Origin of the sequence: Xanthobacter cornucopiae, assembly GCF_043195065.2 — a bacterium.
Classification (GTDB): Bacteria; Pseudomonadota; Alphaproteobacteria; order Rhizobiales; family Xanthobacteraceae; genus Xanthobacter.
Window position 1 is genome coordinate 2,284,706 of record NZ_CM195531.1, and the last position, 18,804, is coordinate 2,303,509.

21 protein-coding genes are annotated in these 18,804 nt (G+C 72.2%); 2 read left to right on the forward strand and 19 right to left on the reverse strand.

Annotated elements, in window-relative coordinates; translation table 11 throughout:
• The first annotated feature begins 168 nt into the window (after positions 1-168).
• On the forward strand, positions 169-1,008 hold the full coding sequence (locus V5F53_RS10140; protein ID WP_393996314.1) for a universal stress protein: 840 nt from the start codon (positions 169-171) through the stop codon (positions 1,006-1,008).
• Positions 1,009-1,224: 216 nt separating this feature from the next.
• Here V5F53_RS10140 and V5F53_RS10145 read toward each other — a convergent pair whose 3' ends face one another.
• The 11 genes from V5F53_RS10145 to V5F53_RS10195 form a co-directional block, all read right to left on the reverse strand.
• Positions 1,225-1,674, reverse strand: a complete 450-nt coding sequence (locus V5F53_RS10145; RefSeq protein WP_509212999.1) for an RT0821/Lpp0805 family surface protein — start codon at positions 1,672-1,674, stop codon at positions 1,225-1,227.
• Positions 1,675-1,820: 146 nt separating this feature from the next.
• On the reverse strand, positions 1,821-3,236 hold the full coding sequence (locus V5F53_RS10150) for an ATP-binding protein (protein ID WP_393996316.1): 1,416 nt from the start codon (positions 3,234-3,236) through the stop codon (positions 1,821-1,823).
• A 50-nt stretch (positions 3,237-3,286) separates the two neighbouring features.
• Positions 3,287-3,958, reverse strand: coding sequence for a response regulator transcription factor (locus V5F53_RS10155; protein ID WP_393996317.1), 672 nt, complete (start codon positions 3,956-3,958; stop codon positions 3,287-3,289).
• A gap of 114 nt (positions 3,959-4,072) precedes the next feature.
• Positions 4,073-5,221, reverse strand: coding sequence for a peptidoglycan-binding protein (locus tag V5F53_RS10160; protein WP_393996318.1), 1,149 nt, complete (start codon positions 5,219-5,221; stop codon positions 4,073-4,075).
• 245 nt (positions 5,222-5,466) lie between these two features.
• Positions 5,467-5,757 (reverse strand): hypothetical protein, encoded by a 291-nt coding sequence (locus V5F53_RS10165; protein ID WP_393996319.1) that lies wholly within the window; start codon positions 5,755-5,757, stop codon positions 5,467-5,469.
• Positions 5,758-5,779: 22 nt separating this feature from the next.
• Positions 5,780-7,720, reverse strand: a complete 1,941-nt coding sequence (locus V5F53_RS10170) for a DUF2793 domain-containing protein (RefSeq protein ID WP_393996320.1) — start codon at positions 7,718-7,720, stop codon at positions 5,780-5,782.
• Positions 7,721-7,788: 68 nt separating this feature from the next.
• Positions 7,789-11,700, reverse strand: a complete 3,912-nt coding sequence (locus V5F53_RS10175) for a baseplate multidomain protein megatron (protein ID WP_393996321.1) — start codon at positions 11,698-11,700, stop codon at positions 7,789-7,791.
• A 52-nt stretch (positions 11,701-11,752) separates the two neighbouring features.
• Positions 11,753-12,199, reverse strand: a complete 447-nt coding sequence (locus V5F53_RS10180; RefSeq protein ID WP_393996322.1) for an NlpC/P60 family protein — start codon at positions 12,197-12,199, stop codon at positions 11,753-11,755.
• Positions 12,196-13,086, reverse strand: coding sequence for a phage/gene transfer agent baseplate hub protein (locus V5F53_RS10185; RefSeq protein ID WP_393996323.1), 891 nt, complete (start codon positions 13,084-13,086; stop codon positions 12,196-12,198). The genes V5F53_RS10180 and V5F53_RS10185 overlap by 4 nt, the downstream gene beginning before the upstream one ends.
• A gap of 24 nt (positions 13,087-13,110) precedes the next feature.
• Positions 13,111-13,752, reverse strand: coding sequence for a phage distal tail protein, Rcc01695 family (locus V5F53_RS10190; protein ID WP_393996324.1), 642 nt, complete (start codon positions 13,750-13,752; stop codon positions 13,111-13,113).
• Positions 13,753-13,761: 9 nt separating this feature from the next.
• Positions 13,762-14,658: a hypothetical protein gene (locus V5F53_RS10195; protein WP_509213000.1), complete on the reverse strand. Its 897-nt coding sequence runs from the start codon at positions 14,656-14,658 to the stop codon at positions 13,762-13,764.
• Between the two features lie 461 nt (positions 14,659-15,119).
• Here V5F53_RS10195 and V5F53_RS10200 point away from each other — a divergent pair, with 461 nt between their 5' ends.
• Positions 15,120-15,389, forward strand: coding sequence for a porin (locus V5F53_RS10200; protein ID WP_393996326.1), 270 nt, complete (start codon positions 15,120-15,122; stop codon positions 15,387-15,389).
• Positions 15,390-15,393: 4 nt separating this feature from the next.
• Here V5F53_RS10200 and V5F53_RS10205 read toward each other — a convergent pair whose 3' ends face one another.
• The 8 genes from V5F53_RS10205 to V5F53_RS10240 are packed head-to-tail and all read right to left on the reverse strand — an operon-like array spanning position 15,394 to position 18,736.
• A complete protein-coding gene (locus tag V5F53_RS10205; RefSeq protein ID WP_393996327.1) occupies positions 15,394-16,038 on the reverse strand; it encodes a phage tail tape measure protein in 645 nt (214 codons plus the stop codon).
• A gap of 28 nt (positions 16,039-16,066) precedes the next feature.
• The gene (locus V5F53_RS10210) at positions 16,067-16,261 is read right to left on the reverse strand and encodes a rcc01693 family protein (protein ID WP_509213001.1); all 195 of its coding nucleotides are present in this window, start codon (positions 16,259-16,261) and stop codon (positions 16,067-16,069) included.
• A gap of 44 nt (positions 16,262-16,305) precedes the next feature.
• Positions 16,306-16,659, reverse strand: a complete 354-nt coding sequence (locus V5F53_RS10215) for a gene transfer agent family protein (protein ID WP_393996328.1) — start codon at positions 16,657-16,659, stop codon at positions 16,306-16,308.
• Positions 16,660-16,690: 31 nt separating this feature from the next.
• Entirely contained in the window at positions 16,691-17,098 is a 408-nt protein-coding gene (locus V5F53_RS10220; RefSeq protein ID WP_393996329.1) for a phage major tail protein, TP901-1 family, read from the reverse strand.
• Between the two features lie 21 nt (positions 17,099-17,119).
• Positions 17,120-17,539: a DUF3168 domain-containing protein gene (locus V5F53_RS10225; RefSeq protein ID WP_393996330.1), complete on the reverse strand. Its 420-nt coding sequence runs from the start codon at positions 17,537-17,539 to the stop codon at positions 17,120-17,122.
• Positions 17,536-17,862, reverse strand: a complete 327-nt coding sequence (locus tag V5F53_RS10230) for a hypothetical protein (RefSeq protein ID WP_393996331.1) — start codon at positions 17,860-17,862, stop codon at positions 17,536-17,538. Before V5F53_RS10230 ends, V5F53_RS10225 begins: the two co-directional genes overlap by 4 nt.
• Positions 17,859-18,182: a phage head completion protein gene (locus tag V5F53_RS10235; protein WP_509213002.1), complete on the reverse strand. Its 324-nt coding sequence runs from the start codon at positions 18,180-18,182 to the stop codon at positions 17,859-17,861. The genes V5F53_RS10230 and V5F53_RS10235 overlap by 4 nt, the downstream gene beginning before the upstream one ends.
• Positions 18,179-18,736 carry a head-tail connector protein gene (locus V5F53_RS10240; RefSeq protein ID WP_393996333.1) on the reverse strand — a complete coding sequence of 186 codons (558 nt, stop codon included), beginning with the start codon at positions 18,734-18,736 and terminating at the stop codon, positions 18,179-18,181. The genes V5F53_RS10235 and V5F53_RS10240 overlap by 4 nt, the downstream gene beginning before the upstream one ends.
• Between the last annotated feature and the right edge of the window lie 68 nt (positions 18,737-18,804).

Sequence of the window (18,804 nt, forward strand, 5' to 3'; positions counted from 1 at the left end):
GAACGGCTTTGACCCAAGCCCGCAAGGGTTTAGACAGGTCTTGACGTGACGCAACGTCCGCGCCGCCCGCAGGCCCTAGTGTCCCGCACGGATGGGCTGTTCCCGCGAGCTGGCATCGGCAGCCGTCGAAAAAGCTCCAGGATCGGCGCATCGCAGGAGGAATGCCCAATGCTCGACACGATAAGAAGCGTCCTCATCGGCATCACCGAGGAGGGGATAGACGAGCCGTCCTCGGCGCTGAGCTACGGCGTGTCCCTGGCGCGGCAGGCCGGCGCTCATGCCACCATCCAGGCCGCCTCGCTCAAGGTGGTGCTCGGCACCACCTTCGTCAGCAACATGGCGGCCGGCCTCATCGGCGACCACAACCGGCGCCTCAAGGCCCTGGCCGCGGCCGTGGCGGAGCGGGCCCGGGGCGACGCCCAGGCCCAGGGCGTGTCGTGCTCGGTGGAAACGCCGCAACTGCCTTATGGCGAGCTGGTCGACACCTTCGTGGCCCAGGCGCGCGTCCACGACATGTGCGTGCTCGATGCGGAAACCGCCACCGTCAACGCCGACCGCGGCCTGATCGAGGCCTTGCTGTTCGACGGCGGCCGGCCCCTCATCGTGGTGCCGCCGGGCTGGGACACCTTCAAGCACCACCGCGTGCTGATCGCCTGGGATGCAAGCGTCCGCGCGACACGGGCCGTCAACGACGCCATGCCCATCCTGAAATCGGCCGCGGCGGTCGAGGTGGTCGCGGTCGGCACGGAGAAGGAGCTTGCCCATTCCGTTCCCGGCGCCGAGCTGGCGCCCCATCTTGCCCGGCACGGGGTGAACGTGACCGTGAAGAACCTCGTCGTCCAGCCCAACGGCATCGCCGGCGCGCTGCGGGAGCAGGCGACGCTGTTCAATGCCGACCTGCTGGTGATGGGGGCATTCAACCATTCCGTCGTGCGCGAATGGGTGCTCGGCGGCGTCACGCAATCCTTGCTCAAGGACAGCCCGGTTCCCCTGCTCATGTCCTATTGAACGGCGCTGGCGACCCGCCGGCCCGCAACCGAAACCCGTGGCCCGCCGGCCACGGATCGGCCCGATCAGGCATCTGACGGGAATGCGGCTGCCGGTCGGAGCCGGAACCCGGGCCCCGGCCATGCCAAGCTCCCACCGGCCTGCACCAAGATCATCGGCCGACCGGCGCGGAGCACCCGCGCCCCAGCAGCCAGGCCGGCCGCGCGCGGAGCGGTCTCAGCTGACCGCCTGCCACTTGCCCTCAGCATTGCGGCACGCGGCGCCACGCGCGATCTGCGGGTGGCCGTCAATATAAATGGTATGGGAGTAATCACGGCAGGTCTGGAAGCCGGGCCGGTGATAGGAGGGGCCGGCGATGACCGTGCCCCGCGCGCCGCTGTCGCTCTTCCAGCCGATGGGATAGCCCGGCCCACCCGTCTCAAGGGCCGCGACCTCCGCGTCATAGGCCTTCTGGCGGTCGGCGTCCTCCAGCCCGTTGCCGATGGCGCCGCTGATCAAGCCGCCGGATACCGCCCCCCGCATCACCGGGGTGACCGGCAGGGCGATGTTTCCCGCACCCTTGAGGTTGGCATTGGCGTCGCTGGCGCAACCGGACAGGAGGGTTCCCAGCGCGACGGCGCTGAGGAGCGCGGGCACCATGCGGACGAACTCCGGACGAACGGGCATTGCGCGTGATCTTTCAACGCCAGGGCCTTGCGGCGCGGAAGGGAACGGCAGCGACAAGCGGACTGCCGCACAGTCTTAGTTGGACTTCGCCGCGAGTAAAAGCGGCGGCAGCGCCGCCTCGTGCCACAGGCGACGTTTTCCGGGGCTCATGCACCGGCGGAAGGACCGGTGCCCGTCACCGCCGGCAGCACCAGTTCCGTGCGCAGCCCCCCGATCGGCGCGGTCCCGAGGTCGAAACGCCCGCCATAGAGCAACGCCAGCTCATGCACGATGGAGAGGCCGAGGCCCGATCCCGGCTTCGATTCGTCGAGCCGCCGGCCCCGCCGGCCCACGTCCGCGCGGCGGGACGGCGCGAGGCCCGGGCCGTCGTCGTCGATGATCAGGCGGAAGAAGGTGCGATCTCCCGCCGTCCGTGGCCGCTCGAGGCAGACCTCGACCTCCACCCGCGCCGACGCCCATTTGCAGGCATTGTCGACCAGGTTGCCCACCATCTCCTCAAGGTCCTGCTGCTCGCCGCGGAAGCGGACTTCGTCGGCGACCCGCACGTCGATGGCGAGGTCCTTGCCGCGATGGATCTTCTCCATGGTGCGGGCGAGCGCGGTGACGATGGCGGACACATCGCACACGCTGATGACGACCGACGCCCGCGCCGCCATCCGCGCCCGTTCGAGATGGTGCGCCACCTGGTCGCGCATGACCCCGGCCTGGTCGCGCACGCGCACCGCAAGCGGGTCGTCGCGGGTGCCGGCCTCGTTCATCAGCACCGACAACGGCGTCTTCAGGGCATGGGCCAGATTGCCCACGTGGGTGCGGGCGCGCTCGACCACCTCCTGATTGGCCTCGATCAGGGCGTTCACCTCCCGCACCAGCGGCACGATCTCTTCCGGATAGCGGTCCTCCAGGCGCTCGGCCTTGCCGGAGCGCACGTCGGCCAGCGCCTGGGAGATGCTGGACAGGGGCCGGAGGCCGAACCGGACCTGGAACAGCACCACCAGCAGGAAGGCCAGCGCCAGCACGATCAGGGTTCCCACCAGGACAAGGTTGAACCCGGAAATGTCGAGCTCCAGCTCGGTCGCCACCGCCGCCACCGACACCGCATATCGTCCGTCGCTACCGAAATCGAGCGACCTTTCCACCACGCGCAGCTTCTCGCCCCTTGGACCATCGCCATAGCCCTGCCGCATGGACCCCGAGCCGCCGGTCGACATCAACGCCGACAAACGCCCCTCATGCAGCGAGCGCGAGGTCTTCACCGTCTCCTTGCCATCCAGGCTCTGGACGATCTGCCAGTACCAACCCGAATTGGGAAATACGAACAGCGGATCGGCAAGGGCCAGCGGCTCCGGCAGGCCGGCCCCGCTGGCATTGGCGACTTCCGCGACAATGGTCTTGAGATACACATCGAGCCGCCGGTCGAAGGCGCGCTCGGCGGCCCGGGTGTACAGCGTGGCCAGCACCAGCCCCACCACCACCAGCACCACCATCATGATGGCGACAGCGGACAACACCAGGCGAAACGCCAGCGATCCAGGATCGGCGGAGCGTCGCGGGAGACGGGTCATGACCAACCCGGCGCCCGCAGCAGGCGGGCAGGCTGACACGCGGGCATGGCTCAGCGCGCGCCTTCAGGCGGCGACAGCAGGTAGCCGAGACCGCGCACGGTCTGGATCACATCGCAATCGAGCTTGCGCCTGAGACGTCCCACGAACACCTCGATAGTATTGGAATCCCGGTCGAAATCCTGATCGTAGAGATGCTCCACCAGTTCGGCCCGGGACACCACCCGGCCCACATGGTGCATCAGATAGGACAAAAGACGGTACTCATGGGAGGTGAGTTTGACCGAGGTCCCGTCCACGGTGACCCGGCCGGACCGCGTATCGAGGCGGACCGGACCGCACGTCAGCTCGCTCGACGCATGCCCGGCCGCCCGCCGCAGCAAGGCCCGCAGGCGCGCCAGCACCTCCTCCATGTGGAAGGGCTTGGCCACATAATCGTCGGCGCCGGCATCGAAGCCCTGCACCTTGTCGCTCCAGCGGTCGCGCGCCGTCAGGATGAGCACCGGCATGATCTTGCCGGCGCGCCGCCAACTCTCCAGCACCGAGATGCCATCCATCTTGGGCAGGCCGATATCCAGCACCACCGCGTCATAGGGCTCGGTGTCGCCGAGAAAATGGCCCTCTTCTCCATCGAAGGCGCGATCCACGGCGTAACCCGCGTCGGCCAGCGCCGCCACGAGCTGACGATTGAGATCGGGATCATCCTCCACCACCAGCAACCGCACCGCCCCCTCCCCCGCCAGATGCGCGGGGGTACAATGGCAGCAATCCCGCCGCAAGTCAGGGCCCCGGCGGGGGTGCGCGCCCGGGCCGCACACCGCCGCCTCGGGCTCCCGGCGTCAGCCGGGTCCCGCGTCGCGGCCGGTGCGCACCGCCTCCACCTCCGCGCGCTCCGCCTGCCCGGCCAGGGCATGGAGTCCCATCGCCACCGCGACGATGGCCACCGGCCAGACCCAGGACGGGATCTCGCCCAGGGACTCACGCAGCCCGGCGATCCGGCCCGCCGCCGCCGGCATCTGCTCCAGCACTCCGAGCAGGGCCGCGGGCAACGCCAGCAGCAACGCCCCCCATTTGCTCCGGCGGGTGGCGCGCGCGACCAGATCGCCGCCTGCCGCCAGCGCCCGCGCCGTGACCTCGGCCCGCGCCGCGCTCACCGGGCGCGGGCCCGCGGTGGCGAGGGCTGCTGCGGTGGCGGTGTCGAGCGTCCCGGTGACCGGCAATCCCGCCGTCGCCTGGAACGCGGCCACGGCGGCGGTGGTGCGCGGTCCCCACAGGCCGTCGGCCGCCCCGGCCTCCGCATAGCCAAGGTCGCGCAGGCGCAGTTGCAGGGCGCGGACCTCTCCGGGGTCGAGACCGGCGCCGGAGAGACCCGGCGCCGCCGATCGCGCCAGCCGCGCGGGCGGCGTGGGTCCGAAATCAGCCCCGACATCGGCCCCGATGAGGTGCTTCATCAAGGGCGCCAAGCCGATCTGCTGATCCACGGCGGTGGCGCTCCATACGCCATCGGCCACATATTTGCCGCGCACATATTGGTCCGAGCCGCTCCAGAGATAAGCGCTGGCGATCCCGCGCAGACGGTAGCCGAAGCCGTTGAAGCGCTCGCCTTCATACAGGCACCGCGCCAGACTCCACGGAACGCCCGGCTTCAGGCCCTTCAACGCCAAGGCGTCGACCGCGGCCTCCTCCCAGGTCTTGAACGGCCCACGTCCGGCCGGCACAAGCCGCGTCCTGCGCCCGGTGCCCAGGATGCGCTCGCCATTATGGAGCACACCGCGGAAATCGCAGCCGGATTCGCGCGCATGCAGAACACCCACCAAGGCCCAGGGCACGCCCGTGGCCGCCTCCACCGCGCGATACCGCGCCTTGCCGGCGATGATCCGGCGCGCCATGGCCGCGATGGCGGCCGCCCGCCGCGGCTCCACACGCATCTCCGCCCATCGCCGCGTGTAGTCCGCTTCGAGCACCGCAAACGAATAGCTGCTGGCCATCACGGCTCCCTTCCTGGCTGAGAAAGACTGGCTGAAAGAAGGAGGCCGCCCGCCGGCGACCTCAAGAACGCCCCACGCCGGCGTCACGCGGACGGGAGGGGTTGGCGCGCCCGCCAAGCGGCCCTATACTTCCGTTACGGAAGAAGGATACGCATGAACGACCTCCGCCTGCCGGCGCTCACGCTGGCCCTGCTCTCCTGGTTCATCCTGTTCTGGCTGAGCTGAGGCCTGGCAACGAAGGCCGCTCACGCGGAGAAGCCGCAACGGGGGGTGGCCGGCGTCACCACGTGCGCTCCGAAATCGGGCGTGTCCGCCGCCTCGCCCCACCACAGGAGATTGACGTGGTCGGCCGCGCTGCCGGCGGCCACGCCCTGGTCGGCCAGGAAGCACAAATCGTAGCGGACGCCCGCGCGCATGCCGGCCGGCAATTGCTCCCGGCCCCCCGGCCCCTCCGCCGTGCTGTCATAGCCGAGCACCGCGGCGAGCACGCAGAGCGCCTCGGCGCGGTCGGCAAATCGCAAATGCAACGTGATCATGGCTTCTCCTCCGGCCCGGTCATCAGGCCCAGACCCGCGCCTGGGCCTGCAGCGCCGGCGCCCCGGCGCGGACCGCCCACACCAGCAGCGCGTCGATGTCGTAGCGGGCCCCCGCGTAGAGGCCGCCATTGGTGCCGAAATGGACGGTCGCCATGTCATAAGTCAGCGCTGTGGCGTCGCTGTAGACCGCGCCGCCGTTGACGCTGCCTGCGCGGCCGGTCGGGTCCCAGGCGATGGCGACACCCGCCTCGCCCGGAATGACGGCGCCGCTGATGGTGAGCACGGTCGCCGCACCCATCAGGCCCAGCGCCGTGGTGGTCTGCGCGCGCAGAATGGTGCCGCCGGCGGCGCGGAGGAGGTTCTGGGAGCTGACCTGGGAGGCGACCCGCCCGCGCAGGACAACGGTATTGGCCCCGGCGGCGGAGAGGCGTGCCGCGGCGGCGCTGCTCCAGGGGCACACATCGGTCACCCGCGCCAGCGCCATGGAGGTCGTCTCCACATAGCTGGTGGGGATGGAATTGGCCTCCACCTGCACCTTGCGCACGTCGCCGGCGGGGGTCAGGGTCAAGGTGCCGGCAACCGGGGTGAAGCTGTAGGCCACACGGTCGTTGCTGCCGGTGCCGGCCACGACATGGGCGTGGGCGCCGCTGAGGGCAAGGGTGCCGGTGCCCTCGAAGGCGAGCGTGTAGGCCTGGGCGGTCACGCTCAGACCCTGCGCCGCCGCGGGCGCGGCCGAGCCGACGAACAGATTGGTGGAGGTGCCCTCCATGACCATCCGGCGGCGGCCACTGGCATAATCGAAAGCCAGCGCGTTGGCGGGCGCCAGCACTCGCGCGCCAGAAGCCGAGACCACCGCCTTGGCGGCTCCGCTCCGCTGTACGATGCTGGTGGACGAGGCATGGGCGCCGTTCAACGCATAGCGCTCGCGGGAGAAGTCCGCCGCCAGCACCGGTGCCGCCCCCTCCACCAGATGCGCGGCGTCGGTCCACCAGGCGGCTTCCCGCTCGGGAAAAGCGGAGACCGGACAGCGCAGCAGATGGATGGAGACCCGCACCCGCCCGCCGGTGAACACGCCGCCAGTGGCCGTCAATCGCACCGCCGTCGCGGCATAGAAGGCGGTCGGCCCGATCACGCCGGAATTCGAGGCGCCGAGGGCGATCCCCAGCATCCCGCCGAACTTCGAGACCTCTCCGGCGATGCCGCACTCATAGGACGTGGCGCCGGTGACCTCGGACAGGACACGGGTGGAGACGCCGAGCACGATGGCCCGGGCCGGAATGACGATGGTGGTATCGGTGCTGGCGCCCGACAGAATCAGGTCCTCTTCCCGCATCTCCGCCTCGATGGCGGAGCGGGTGGGCATCGCCGCCAGCGGCGACACGAAGCCCCCGCCGTCGTAGAGCACCAGCCGCCACTGGTCGCGAATGAAGGCAAGCCGCCCGGCTGACAGGGGGCTGAAGGTGAAGGCGCCGCGCTCATAGGTGGCGACGGTTCCGGCCTGTCCCGAGAAGGCTCCGCTCGCCCCCGCCGGCACAAACCAGCGCGCGCCGGCCGCCGGCGCGGCCGGCGGCGCGGTGGCGGTGACGCTCTCCAGCACCAGCTGCCCATCCGCGGCCGCGCTGAAGGGGGCAACCCAGGCGCCGCCGTCGAAGCGGGCGAACCGCGCCTCGTCGCGGACATAGGCCAGCGCATCGCGCGGCAGGGCCAGGAAATCGAACGCCCCACCCTCGTAGGCCGCGAGCCGGCCCGCCTGCCCGGCGAAGGCACCGGTGGCGCCGGCCGGCACGAACCAGCGCGCCCCCTCCTCCGGGGTGGCCGGCGGTGCGGACATCGTCACGCTTTCCAGCGCCAGCTGCACATGGGCATCGAGGGCGCGCAGCGCCTCGTTGTGGGTGACATGCTTCTGCGCCTGCGCCGCCGCCAGATACGGCAGGGCGAGGTTCGCCGACTGATCGGACGCCATGGACACGCTCCAATAGGAAAGGGTCGAGCCGGCCGCGGCCCCGTTCGGGCGGGCGGGGGCGGCAGGGGTCAGGGCACCAGCGTGCGCAACGTCGGCGCGCCGGCCCCCACGGTGGCCGACAGCTGGCGCACGCGCACCGCGAGGCTGGCCTGGGCGGCGCCAAAGTCCGCCAGCTCAGCGGCGGCGGCGTAGGTCACACGCGGCGTCCCGGTCTCGATGACGCGGACCACGCTGGCGCCGGAGAGAATCTCCACCCGGTAGGCCTCGCCGGCTTCCCCCAGCGGCACCTCCACCCCATCCCAGCCGTCGCCGTCGAGGCGGGTGCGACGGGTGAAGTCGATCACGAGTCCGGCCGCCGTGCGCCGCGCCCGCACATGCACCGGCGCCAGCGGCCGCAGCGCGGTGCCGGCGACGCTGGCCGCGACCTGCGTCACGTCCTCGCCGCCATGGTCGCCGCGCGCCGGCCCGACGCGGTAGATGGAGCTGCGCCCCAGCGCCGGCAGCCCGCTCGCCACCGTCACCAGGGCGGCGTCGAGCCGCACCATCCGCGTGCCCTCCGGCCAAGCCTGGGCGCCGGCAGCCTCGGTCCCGGCCTGGCCGCGCAGCAGGCCGGACAGGCGATAGGTGGCGGTATCCACCAGATCGGCCTGGGTGAACTGGAGAATCTCCGGCGCCCGCCCGTCCGCGAACAGCACCAGCCGGTTCGCCCCCTCAAGCACCTTCGTTTCGCTCGCGGAGGCCAGCCGTCCGGTGTCCAGCCGCGCCAGCACCGTGTTGAAGCGATCGAAGCGCCAGCACGGGCCGGCCGGCAGCGCCGACAGCAGCGTGCCGAAGGTGGCGGGCGCGGTCAGAGCCGCCAGCGCCTCGAAGCTCGCGCCATCGGAGGATCGCCAGACCGCGAGGGTGCCCGGCCAGGGGGACACGGCGGCGGCGAGAAACTGCAACGGCAGAGGATCGCTTCCCTCCACGGCCGGCAGATCGAGCACCACCACCGTCGGCGGTCCCGCCGCGGCGGGCACGGCGACGCCGCCGCCCGCCCAGCCCTCCAGGGCCGTGTCGAACACCTCCGGCTCGATGGAGCGGGCGGTGATCGCCCGCGCCTCCGCCTCCTCCACACGGGTGATCTCCAGCAGGCGCTGGCGCCCGTCGAGATCAAGGCGCACCACGTCGCCCGGCATCAGCGCCGCCCGCGACGGCGGCAGGGTGAAGGACGCCGTCTCCCGGCCCGCCCACAGGTCCTGCAACCAGACATCGGCGGCCCGCGCCATCACGTTGGGCGCGGCGACCACGGCAAGCTCGGCCTGGGTGACATGCCGGCTGCGGCCGGCGAGCCGGCGCGACGACACCGTCGCCTTGCGGTAGTCGCGCAGCGGATCGATGAAGCCGAGGCTCACCTCGAGCGGCAGTTCGCTTTCCTGCGCCCGGGTGAAGGCGACGAGCGCGCCCTCGTCCGGCTGCACCAGGTCATCGACACCAAGCTCGGTGACGGCGCCGGCGCCCCGCTGGTGGAAGATGACCGCTGCGCCCTCCTCCGCCGCCGCGAAGGCGAAGGCGCGGGCCAGGGGCTCCAGGGCGGCGCGGGCGGACATGGGCGCGCTCACCACATAGCCCTCCACCACGCCCGCAAGCTGCGTGGCATCCACGTCTCCGGCGTCGAAATCGGCGCACAGGCGCGCCACCAGCGCGTCGAGGGGCGCCGCGCCCAGGCGGCCGGTCAGCCAGTGGCCGGTGGCCCAGTTGGCGCCATCCCCCCACACGTCGGACAACACTGGAAACTGCGGATAAGGCCGCGCGTCCCAGGTCCACAGATAGACGCACCCCGGCTCCACCATGCGCCCGCCATAGAGCGGCGCGGGCGGGTTGTCGGCGGCACTCGCCCCCGCCGCCGGATCGAAGGTGGCGAGGATGGCTTCCAGCGTCCGCCGCTGCACCAGGTCGTCGCGCCGCCCCGAGGAGAAAGGCGGCAGGGCGTTTTCCGAGGACTTGGGATCGGGAAACGCGCTCGGCCGGTTGGGGCCCTTGTCCACCGCCGCGCAGCCCGCCTCCATGAGGCGGATCGGCTTGCCGCCGGGCACATAGGCAGTGGGCGCCGCCGCGCGGACGCCGCCGATGCGCTCGTGATGCGGATTGGCCCACCACGACCAGAGGTCCTTCTGGCGAAACACCCAGGGCTCGCCGTGGGCGCCGTCGGTGATCGGCGCGCGCGCCTGCGCGGCCCGCGCGGCATCATCCGTGTAGAACCAGTCGAAGGCCTCACCGGCGCGCAGGCGGGACTTGAGATAAGCGGGATCGGTGATGACGCGGGCCAGCGCCGCGTCATGATGGGCCGTCCCCTCGCGCCAGTCGGTGAGGGGCGGATAATAATCGATGCCGACGAAGTCGATGGCCGGGGAGGCCCACACCACGTCGAGCGGAAACCGCACCTCGCCGCCATCGAACACCTGCGCCCCATACTCGGCCCAATTGGCGCCGTAGGACACCTGCGTTTCCGCCCCCACCACCGCCTTCACGTCGGCGGCCAGCGCCGCGAAGGCGGCGGCGGCGGGAAAGGCGCCGGCGGCATCGCGCAGCCGGGTGAGCGCCTCCATCTCGGAGCCGATCAAGAAGGCCTCGACGCCGCCGGCCGCCGCCGCCAGATGGGCATAGTGCAGCGCCATGCGGCGCAGGCTCCATTCATCCGGGCCGGTGTAGAGCACGAGGCTCCCCAGGCGCAGGAAATGACCCGGCGCGGCGACACCGAACAGGGCCGCCACCTGCGCGGCACAGGCCGCCGTGCCCTCCACCGTGCCGGGCCGCCCCGGCGCCGGATCGCACACGATGCGCCCGCGCCAGGGATGCGGCGGCTGGGCGCCGCCGCCGGTCCACGGGTCGGGCAGCGTGTTCGCCGCCGGAATATCCATCATGACAAACGGATTGAGCGTGACCTTGAGGCCCGCCGCCTTGAGCTTGCCGATGGCCCGGACCACGGTGAGGTCGGACGGCGTCCCGCCGTAGGCGGCGCGGCCGTCGTAACGCGACACCTCAGGCAGCAGCAGCCGGGTGAGGCCGCCCACCGACCACGCATCGGGAAAGGTGGACTTCACATGGCGCTCGCACTTGGGGCGCACGCGGCAGTGCCCGGCGCGCAGGTCGTCGCCGAACCAGGATACCACCAGCGACACCCGCTCCAGATTGGGGCACGCCGCCAGCAACTGGTCGAGCGAGGCCTCGAAGTCACTGCCGGCGGTGCTCACGTGGCGCGCTTCCGGCCCGTAACTGCCCGGGCCGTGGACCTGGACGGTGTTGACCGTGTCATAGCCGAACTCGGTGGCGCCGGGGATGAGGGTGACCGCCCGCACCAGCGGCTCGAGCGCCCCCACCGCCCGCTCCACCTCCACCGTGAGCTGGGGCAGGCGGTTGCCGTAGTCGGTCAGTTCCAGGTTCTCGAACACCAGGTAGGCGACGCCGCGATAGGCGGGGGTGTCGGCCGCGCCCTGCCTGGCGGCGATCCAGGGGTCCGGCTCCTGGTCCTCGGTGCCGAGATGGGTGCGCACGGTGAGCCCCGCCACGTCCATCAGCTTGCCGTCGGCCCAGATGCGGCCGATGCGGGAAACCGGCCCCTCGCATACCGCCACCGCGAAATTGGCATAATAGGTGTAGCTGACGCTCTTCACCTTGGGCGAGAGGCTGCCGCCCTTGCCGCCGGCGGAGGCGCTCTCCGTGGTCTTCACCTCGGTCAGCCGGGTGGCCCAGATCACCTGCCCGGCGAGCCGCGCCCGCCCATAGAGGCGCGGGATCGCCGCCCCGGGCGTGGAGGCCATCACGTCGAGATCGGACAGGCGCGGCCCCTCGGAGGTGCTGGCACGGGCGCCACCCACCAGGGTCTGGTCGAGCACCGCGCCGCCCAGCGCGCCGAGCGCCCGGCCGGCCAATGCCCCGGCGGGGCCGAACAGGGCGCCGCCAAGGAGCCCGCCGGCGGCGCCGAGAAGCAGGGTCGCCATGACAAATCCTCGCAGGTGGGAAGAGGGAAGGCGGCGCGGAGCCTGGGCGCCGTCAGGGATCGGCAAGGCCGGGAAAGCGGAAAGCGAAGGCCAGGCGCCGCCGCCACCAGGATGTCAGCGCGCCCTCGCAGACCGCCGCGCCGTCATAGGCATGGATCATCCGCCCCTCCCCGGCGAGGATGGCGGCGTGCTTGGCCGGCAGATGGGCGCGGAAACGGAACAGCACCACGTCGCCCGCTCCCGCCGCCTCGGGGTCGAGGGCGACGAGATGCCGTCGTGCCGTATCCGCCAGGGTCTCGCGGCGGCCCGCCTCGGCCCAGTCGGGCGCATAGGCGGGCAGCGGCTCCGGCTCGGGGCCGACACGGGCGCGCCACACCCCGCGCACCAGCCCCAGGCAATCCGCCCCCACGCCCTGAAGGGACGCGCGATGGCGATAGGGCGTGCCGATCCAGCCGCGTGCCTCGGCCACCAGCGCGGCGCGTGTCACGAGAGGCGTCATTCCAGCAGGCTCCCGTCGTATCCGCCTTCCCCGGGCACCGCCACCGCGATCACGAAGTCATTGCCGGGCATGTGGGGAAAGCCGCGAAAATTGGCGGCGTTGGCGAACCGCTCGCGGCAGGTGGCGAACTGCTTGTCACAGCCCACGCTCACCGCCACCGCGTCTCCCACCGCCACTGGAAACGGCGGGCGCTGCCACAGCCGCACCGCCGCCGCCGCGCCGGACCGGTCGTGGCCCTTGATCTCGGTGTCGAAGCCGGCATTGGCGCCGCTGGTGAAGGCGAGCCGCCCGCGCGCCAGGGCGGCGGCGGCGAAAGCGGACAGGCCGGCGAGCTGGAACCGCAGCGTGCCTTCCACCGCGCTCACGGTGCCTGTGCCGGACCATGCCGGGGCCGACAGGTCCACGCCACAGCGGGCATCACCGAGGTCGGCGTCGCAGCCGGTGGCGTAGAGGCGCCCCCGGGTCTGGTTCATGGCATCGGTAAGGGCGCGGATTTCCGCCGTGAACCGCCCATCCTCGCGGCGCACCTCGCCGATGGTGCCCCGGCGCAGCAGCAGCCGCGCCTGCGGATCGGACCAGTCGACCAGCCACAGCTCGATCGCCGCGCCGTCGTACAGACCCGCGACCAGGTCGTCCTCGGTCAGCGCATCGGCGGACAGGGCCCCCGACACCTCCGTGCCGGTGACCGCCAGCCCCTCGGCGCTGGTGGTCTCGGAGCCGGCGATGCCGGAGGCCGCCTTGAAGGTGAGGCCCTCCAGGAGCAGGTCGCGATCATGGTCGGTGAAACCCAGCGCCACGCCGTCGCGACGCACCAGACGCCAGGCCGAGCACAAGGTGGTGACACCGCCGGCGAGCCGGCTCGCGAGCGCGGAAGGAAGCGTGCGCATGGGACCCTCGGAACGGGATGGAGTTCAGGCGCGGATTTCGATCACCGGGATGCGCGGGATCTCGCCGGCGGCGAAGGCGGACAGATTCACCTCGAGGAAGTCGGTGTCGAACCGCACCGGCACGTCGAACAGGAATCCGGCGGTGACCACCGTCCCCGCCGCCGGCACATGGCCGGCGTGGAAGGTCACGAGGCCACGGCTCGCATCCACGGAGAACGCCGTCCCCTCGCCTTGCGCGACGCCGTCCACCCCCACCCGCACGGACCCGGCCACCGGCTTCGTGATGGGCCGCACATAAGGCGCGTGGAGCGCACCATAGGTCTTGGCGAGGGTGAAGACCGAGGTGGTGCCGTCACCGATGGCGAGCGGCTGGTCGAGCGGGCCCGGCGCCTGTCCGTGGGGGGCCGAGGCGTGGTCGAGCCGGTCGCGCCAGCGGAAGCCGTGAAGCCGCCCCCGGCGCTCCTCGAAGAAGGCCACCACCTCCGACAGGGCCACCAGGGTTTTGACGCCGAAGCCGGCGTCCCACCGGCGCCGCGAATCAGCAAGCCGGGTGTTGCGCTCCTCCCGGCCGGTGGCGCCGGTGACAACCTGCGTGACCCGTTCGGGACCGCCGGACGCGCCCAGGGCGACGTCGAGGGGAAACAGAATGTCGTGAAAGGCGGCCATTTGATCCCCTCATCCCAATTCTACAGCCTGCTCAATAGAAACAGACTTGACATAGTTGAACGTGGCGCCTTGACTTTGAGTGCCTCGATGAGGATGGAGCGAATGCATGGCTACGAAGCCCGCGAAGAAGCCTGCGGCTGCTGCGGAGAAGCCGGCCGCCAAGGCGGCTCCGGAGAAGGCAGCCCCCACCGCCAAGATCGCCACGAAGACCGCCACCACACCCACCGCGACGACGCCCGCGAAGCCCTCGGCCAAGGCCGCTGTCAAGGCCACGGCCCAGACCACGGCCAAGGTGCCGGCCAAGGCCACGCCCAAGGCCTCGAAGGCAAAGGCGGCACCCGTCGCGCCGGTTGAGGTGGAGACTGTGGAGGTCGCGGCGGTGAGCGCGCCCACCAAACCGTCGGCGACGAAGAAGGCATCTCCCAAGGCGGCGGCGAAGGCCGTGGCGGCTGCCGCGCCCGTGACGGACGCCCCCCCTGCCCCCGCCAAGGCGGTCGCAGCCAAGGCGGTCGCAGCCAAGGCCGGCGCATCGAAGGCGCGCGCGGCTACCAAATCCGCGCCCGCGACCGTGGAAACCACCGCGCCCGAGCCGGCCGTCGCGGCGGTGCCTGCCAAGTCCACGCCGCCGAAGGCGAAGACCGCGTCCGGGACCGCGCCCAAGGCCGCCCCGAAAAGCGCCGCGACAAAGACGAAGACCGTGGCGGCCGCTCCGGCGCCCACCCCCAAGATCACGCCCAAGGTCACACCCGAGATCACACCCGCGCAGAAGCCCGTGGCGGCGAAGAAGCCGGCAACGGTGAAGGCGCCTCCGGTGGCGCCGGTGACCGAAGCCGTTCCGGTGGCGTCCGCCAAGCCCGTGGCGGCGAAGAAGCCCGCCGCCGCCAAGGCGACCAAGGCGAAGGCCACCGCAAAGGCGTGAGCGCGCTCCCGCCTCCGGGCGTCGCCCGCACCGCGGGCGGCGACGCGATGACCACAGGTCCCCGAGCGACAACCGGAGACCCGGGGGACAATCGCCGCGCGGACCCGCGTTTCCGTTCGGAGACCGCATTGGTGGCGCGTTTCGGCCATGGCATAGTGCACGCCGCGTGCAACGGGGTCAGGGCCCCGGCTGCAGCGCCGGCTCATCGCCTGAGGTCATCCCCATGATGCCGAAGAGTTTCGCCTCAGCCACTCCGCAAGACCGTGGCACGGACGACAACGCACTACGGACCTCCGCCGGTGCCGAGTCCCATGGCCGGACTCATGATGCGCACGCCGGCCGGCCCGTGGCGGCCTATCCTGGTTTCATCCCATTGCGCCACCGGCCCTCCCAGCCGGCCCTCCGTCGCCGATCCGGCCTCCGCGCGGCGTTGGCCAGCCTTGGCGCGGTGCTTTTCATCCTCGCGGTGGCGACGTCCGGCGCCCTGGCGCAGAGCAAGGGCACGGGCGGGCAGGTCACCTCCAATTGCGCCGCGCTCGGTGAAGGCTTCGTGCGCGCGCCCGGTTCCGATACCTGCGTGCGCATGCGCGGCGCGGTGCGCGCGGAGGTGTTCACGGGCGCCTCCGCCTCCAATGGTGGCGGCTTCGGCAACACCGCCACCGATCTCGGCGGCGGCACCCCCGTCCCCGCCTCCGACCCGTGGAAGCAGACGCGCTGAGCGCTCACGCCCCGCGCTGCGCCCGCGCCACCGCGCGCGCCACCAGCCCCGACACATAGGCATCGGAGCGGCGAAAGGCCGACAGGTCCGGCGTCGCCACGTTCACCGTCACCTGGGGCCGCGACTGGGGCCGCGATCCGCCCTCCACCTGGCGCACCCCAAGGCGTCCATCGGCACCCCGGGTCAGGGGCATGATGGCTTCCGCCCCCTTCTCCCCCATCAGGCCGAAGCTGGCGCCGGCCAGCGGAAAATAGGTGGGTGCCGCCACCACGCCGCCGCGCGCGAATGGCCGCACGCGCGCTTCCTCCGACAGCCCCGGCGCGACCAGCACCCCGCCCTTGGCGAACGGCCGCGCCGCGCCTCCCTCGATCACGCCGCCGGTGGCGAAGCCAAGCCCGCCGGCTGCGCTCGACAGCACAGCGGAGAGCCCGGTTTCCAGCGGCTTGAACGCGGCGGTGAGGGCGATATTGGACAAACGCGCCGCCACCTGCTCCAGCACCGCCCCGAAGTCCTTGCCATGGATCGCGAGCCCGGTGAAGGCCCCGCCCAGGGTGCTGGCGAGGCCCCTGGCGGACACCTCCATGTTCGCGAAGGCGGCCTTGGCGGCCCGCGTATCCACAGCGACGGCAATGTCAACGGCTTCGGTCATGGATCAGTTCCCCCGGAAGCGTGGGCGGTCAGCCGTCCCCGACACCTGACGGCGCGACATGCGCCGGGGCATCGGGAAAGCGCTCCATCAGCGCCCGAAGGCGCGTTCGGTCCAGGGCCGGCGCGGGGCGGGGCGAAAGCCCCCCGGCGGCGGCCAGCTCGCGCGGCGTCATGCGCCAGAACGCATCGGGTGGCAGCCGCAGAACGCCGAGACCCAACCCCATCGCCGCGTCCCACGGAAAGGCGCGCGGCGCTGGCGAGGTCCCATTCAGGCGCTCCGCGGCACCGGCGGGGGGAGCGGGGCGCCCTCCTGCGGCGCGCCGAAGGTGGCGCTCAGCAGCGCGGCGACAAGGCGCACGCAGCCGACGGCCCCGCCCTCCACCCGCATGCGCTCCACCTCGTCCAGCGTCACCTGCTCGCCAGCGCCGGTGAGGCCGGCATGCAGGATGCGCGCGGCATCCCGGGCGGAGAGGCGGCCGCGCTCGAAACGCTCGGCCAGGGCCATGAGGTCGGCGGCGCCGAACGCGCTCTCCAGTTCCGCCAGCGCCCCGAGGGTGAGCACGAGCACGCGCGGGCGATCGTCGATGACGGCGTCGATTTCGCCACGCCGGGCATTGGCCATGGGCCGGTCCTCCTGTTGAACATCCCGCCGCTCACAGCGCCGCGAAGGCGATCTCGCCGGCGCTTTCCAGGGTCAGGTCGAAGGTGACCTCCCGGTCATGCTCGGCGGCGATCTCCAAAGCGGTGATCTGGAAGGCGCCGGTGACGGTGCCGAAGTCGGGCACCACCACCTGGCACGCGGCCAGCGCCCCATCGAAGAAGAGCTGCCGGACCAGGGCGTCGGAGGCGGCGTCCTTGAACACCCCGGCACCGGAGATGCTCGCCCGCTTCACCCCCGCCCCCGCCAGCAGCTCGCGCCAGCGGCCGGCGGACTCCGAGTGGGTCACGTCCACGCTCTGGGTATTGAAGGCGAGCGTGCGCGAGCGCAGGCCCGCCACGGTGGCGAAACCGGTGCCGTCGTGGATCCTCAGCAACAGGTCCTTACCCTTCTGCGCGCTCATGAAAACCTCCGCTCGATCTCATCACAGGGGCTCGGTGACGGCACGAAACCGCACCAGGGCATGAAAGGTGCGCCCATCCTTCTCGCGCACCACCTCGGCGGTGGTGGCGCGCAGATTGGCCAGCCGGTGGCCGGCCAGTGCCAGCGGCGCGTCGTGCAACGCCGCCTGCACGGCGGCGGCCAGGGCGAAAGCCTCGGCCCGCCCGCCGCCGCGCGAGAAGGCGTGCAGGGTCAGCGCGTGCTCGGCGCCCGCCTCGGTGGCCGTGGACCAGTCGCTCACCACCGCCTCGCCCAGGGCGACGAAGGGAAAGGCTGCATCCGGGGGCGGCACGTCATGGATGCGCGGCCCGCCGAGCAGGGCGAGCAGCGGCGCGTCGGCAACCAGCGCCTCATGCACCGCCTTGCGCAGGCTCAGGACCGGACTGGTCAGCGGCACGCTCACGATCCGCCCTCCCCTGGCCCGTCATCCGCGCGCCCGGCGCGCCGGGTCCGCGCGAAGGCCAGCCGCACCCGGTCCAGCACCGGGTCCCCCTCCCGGCCCGCCTCGCCGCGCACCCGCGCCAGCACCGCCGGCTCGGCCACGCGGACCAGGGGACGCCCCGGTAGCCCGGCCCGGTGCGGCCGCACGCCGGTGGCCGCCTCTACCTGCCGCGCCAGTTCGTCCGCCGCGCGCGCCGCGGCGCGTTCGGCGGCGTCGGGGAGAGCGCGGCCGGCAAGCCGGGCCGCCAGCCCGTCGGCGAAGCGCGCCCGCACGGTCATCCTCATGGCTGCTCCTCCCGGCAGCGGCAGCGGGTGAAGCGGCCGCGCCCCTCCGCATCGTCCACCGCCTCCACATGGAACACCCGGGCGCCCAGCAGCAGCCGGTCGCCGGGGGCGAGGGTGTTGGGCGCGCGCACGGTGATGCGCACCAGCTGGACCGCGCGCGGGCGCTCCTCGCCGAGGCCGAACTCGCGGGACAGGGACTCGATGGCGCCCCACAGCTGGTCCACGCTCAGGAAGTGGCGCGCGACGCCGCCGGCACCGTCCGGCAGGTCCACATAGGTCTGGTGCGTCAGGCGGTGACGCAGGCTCGCCACCGCGCTCACAGCCGCACCAGCCGATAGGGCGCCAGCAGCGCCGTGACGGTGGCGGGCAGCGCCTGCGCCGCGCCGGAGCCGTCGCGGAACTCGTAGAAATGGGCCAGCACCAGCCGCACCGCCTGTGTCAGGTCCGCCGGCACATGGTCCGGAGTGGTGCCATAGCCGGCGCGGACGGTCAGCGTGATGCCGCCCGGCCCCGGCCGGGGCACCCGCGCCGGATCCACATGGATCAGCGCCGGGGCGCGATCCGCCTTCAGGATCAAGGCGCCCTCGGGCACGGCCACGCTGGCGCCATCCGGCAAGCCCACCTGCGCCGACACGATGGCCCGAACCGGCGCCACCGGGCTGGGGATGACCCCGCTGAGCGGCCACGCCTCCCGCGAGAAGCGCCAGGTCTGCTCCAGCAGAACCCGGCCGGTGGCCGCCTCCACCGCCCGCCGGGCGGCGGGGATGAGGGCATCGACAAGGGCATCCTCGGCATCGTGGTCGATGCGCAGGAAGGCCTTGGCCTCGGCGCGGGTGAGCGGCTCGGCGGCGGGACCGACGAGAAGTTCTGCCATGGGCGGGTCTCCGTTGAGATGAGGGCGCCCGGCGCCATTGACGCCCCGGCGCCGGACCGGCAGAAGGC

Coding starts and splice junctions, on each gene's coding strand:
- V5F53_RS10140 (WP_393996314.1), top strand. CDS start 169: ATGCTCGACACGATAAGAAGCGTCCTCATCGGCATCACCGAGGAGGGG.
- V5F53_RS10145 (WP_509212999.1), bottom strand. CDS start 1,674: ATGCCCGTTCGTCCGGAGTTCGTCCGCATGGTGCCCGCGCTCCTCAGC.
- V5F53_RS10150 (WP_393996316.1), bottom strand. CDS start 3,236: ATGACCCGTCTCCCGCGACGCTCCGCCGATCCTGGATCGCTGGCGTTT.
- V5F53_RS10160 (WP_393996318.1), bottom strand. CDS start 5,221: ATGGCCAGCAGCTATTCGTTTGCGGTGCTCGAAGCGGACTACACGCGG.
- V5F53_RS10165 (WP_393996319.1), bottom strand. CDS start 5,757: ATGATCACGTTGCATTTGCGATTTGCCGACCGCGCCGAGGCGCTCTGC.
- V5F53_RS10170 (WP_393996320.1), bottom strand. CDS start 7,720: ATGGCGTCCGATCAGTCGGCGAACCTCGCCCTGCCGTATCTGGCGGCG.
- V5F53_RS10175 (WP_393996321.1), bottom strand. CDS start 11,700: ATGGCGACCCTGCTTCTCGGCGCCGCCGGCGGGCTCCTTGGCGGCGCC.
- V5F53_RS10180 (WP_393996322.1), bottom strand. CDS start 12,199: ATGACGCCTCTCGTGACACGCGCCGCGCTGGTGGCCGAGGCACGCGGC.
- V5F53_RS10185 (WP_393996323.1), bottom strand. CDS start 13,086: ATGCGCACGCTTCCTTCCGCGCTCGCGAGCCGGCTCGCCGGCGGTGTC.
- V5F53_RS10190 (WP_393996324.1), bottom strand. CDS start 13,752: ATGGCCGCCTTTCACGACATTCTGTTTCCCCTCGACGTCGCCCTGGGC.
- V5F53_RS10205 (WP_393996327.1), bottom strand. CDS start 16,038: ATGACCGAAGCCGTTGACATTGCCGTCGCTGTGGATACGCGGGCCGCC.
- V5F53_RS10210 (WP_509213001.1), bottom strand. CDS start 16,261: ATGGGGTTGGGTCTCGGCGTTCTGCGGCTGCCACCCGATGCGTTCTGG.
- V5F53_RS10215 (WP_393996328.1), bottom strand. CDS start 16,659: ATGGCCAATGCCCGGCGTGGCGAAATCGACGCCGTCATCGACGATCGC.
- V5F53_RS10220 (WP_393996329.1), bottom strand. CDS start 17,098: ATGAGCGCGCAGAAGGGTAAGGACCTGTTGCTGAGGATCCACGACGGC.
- V5F53_RS10230 (WP_393996331.1), bottom strand. CDS start 17,862: ATGAGGATGACCGTGCGGGCGCGCTTCGCCGACGGGCTGGCGGCCCGG.
- V5F53_RS10240 (WP_393996333.1), bottom strand. CDS start 18,736: ATGGCAGAACTTCTCGTCGGTCCCGCCGCCGAGCCGCTCACCCGCGCC.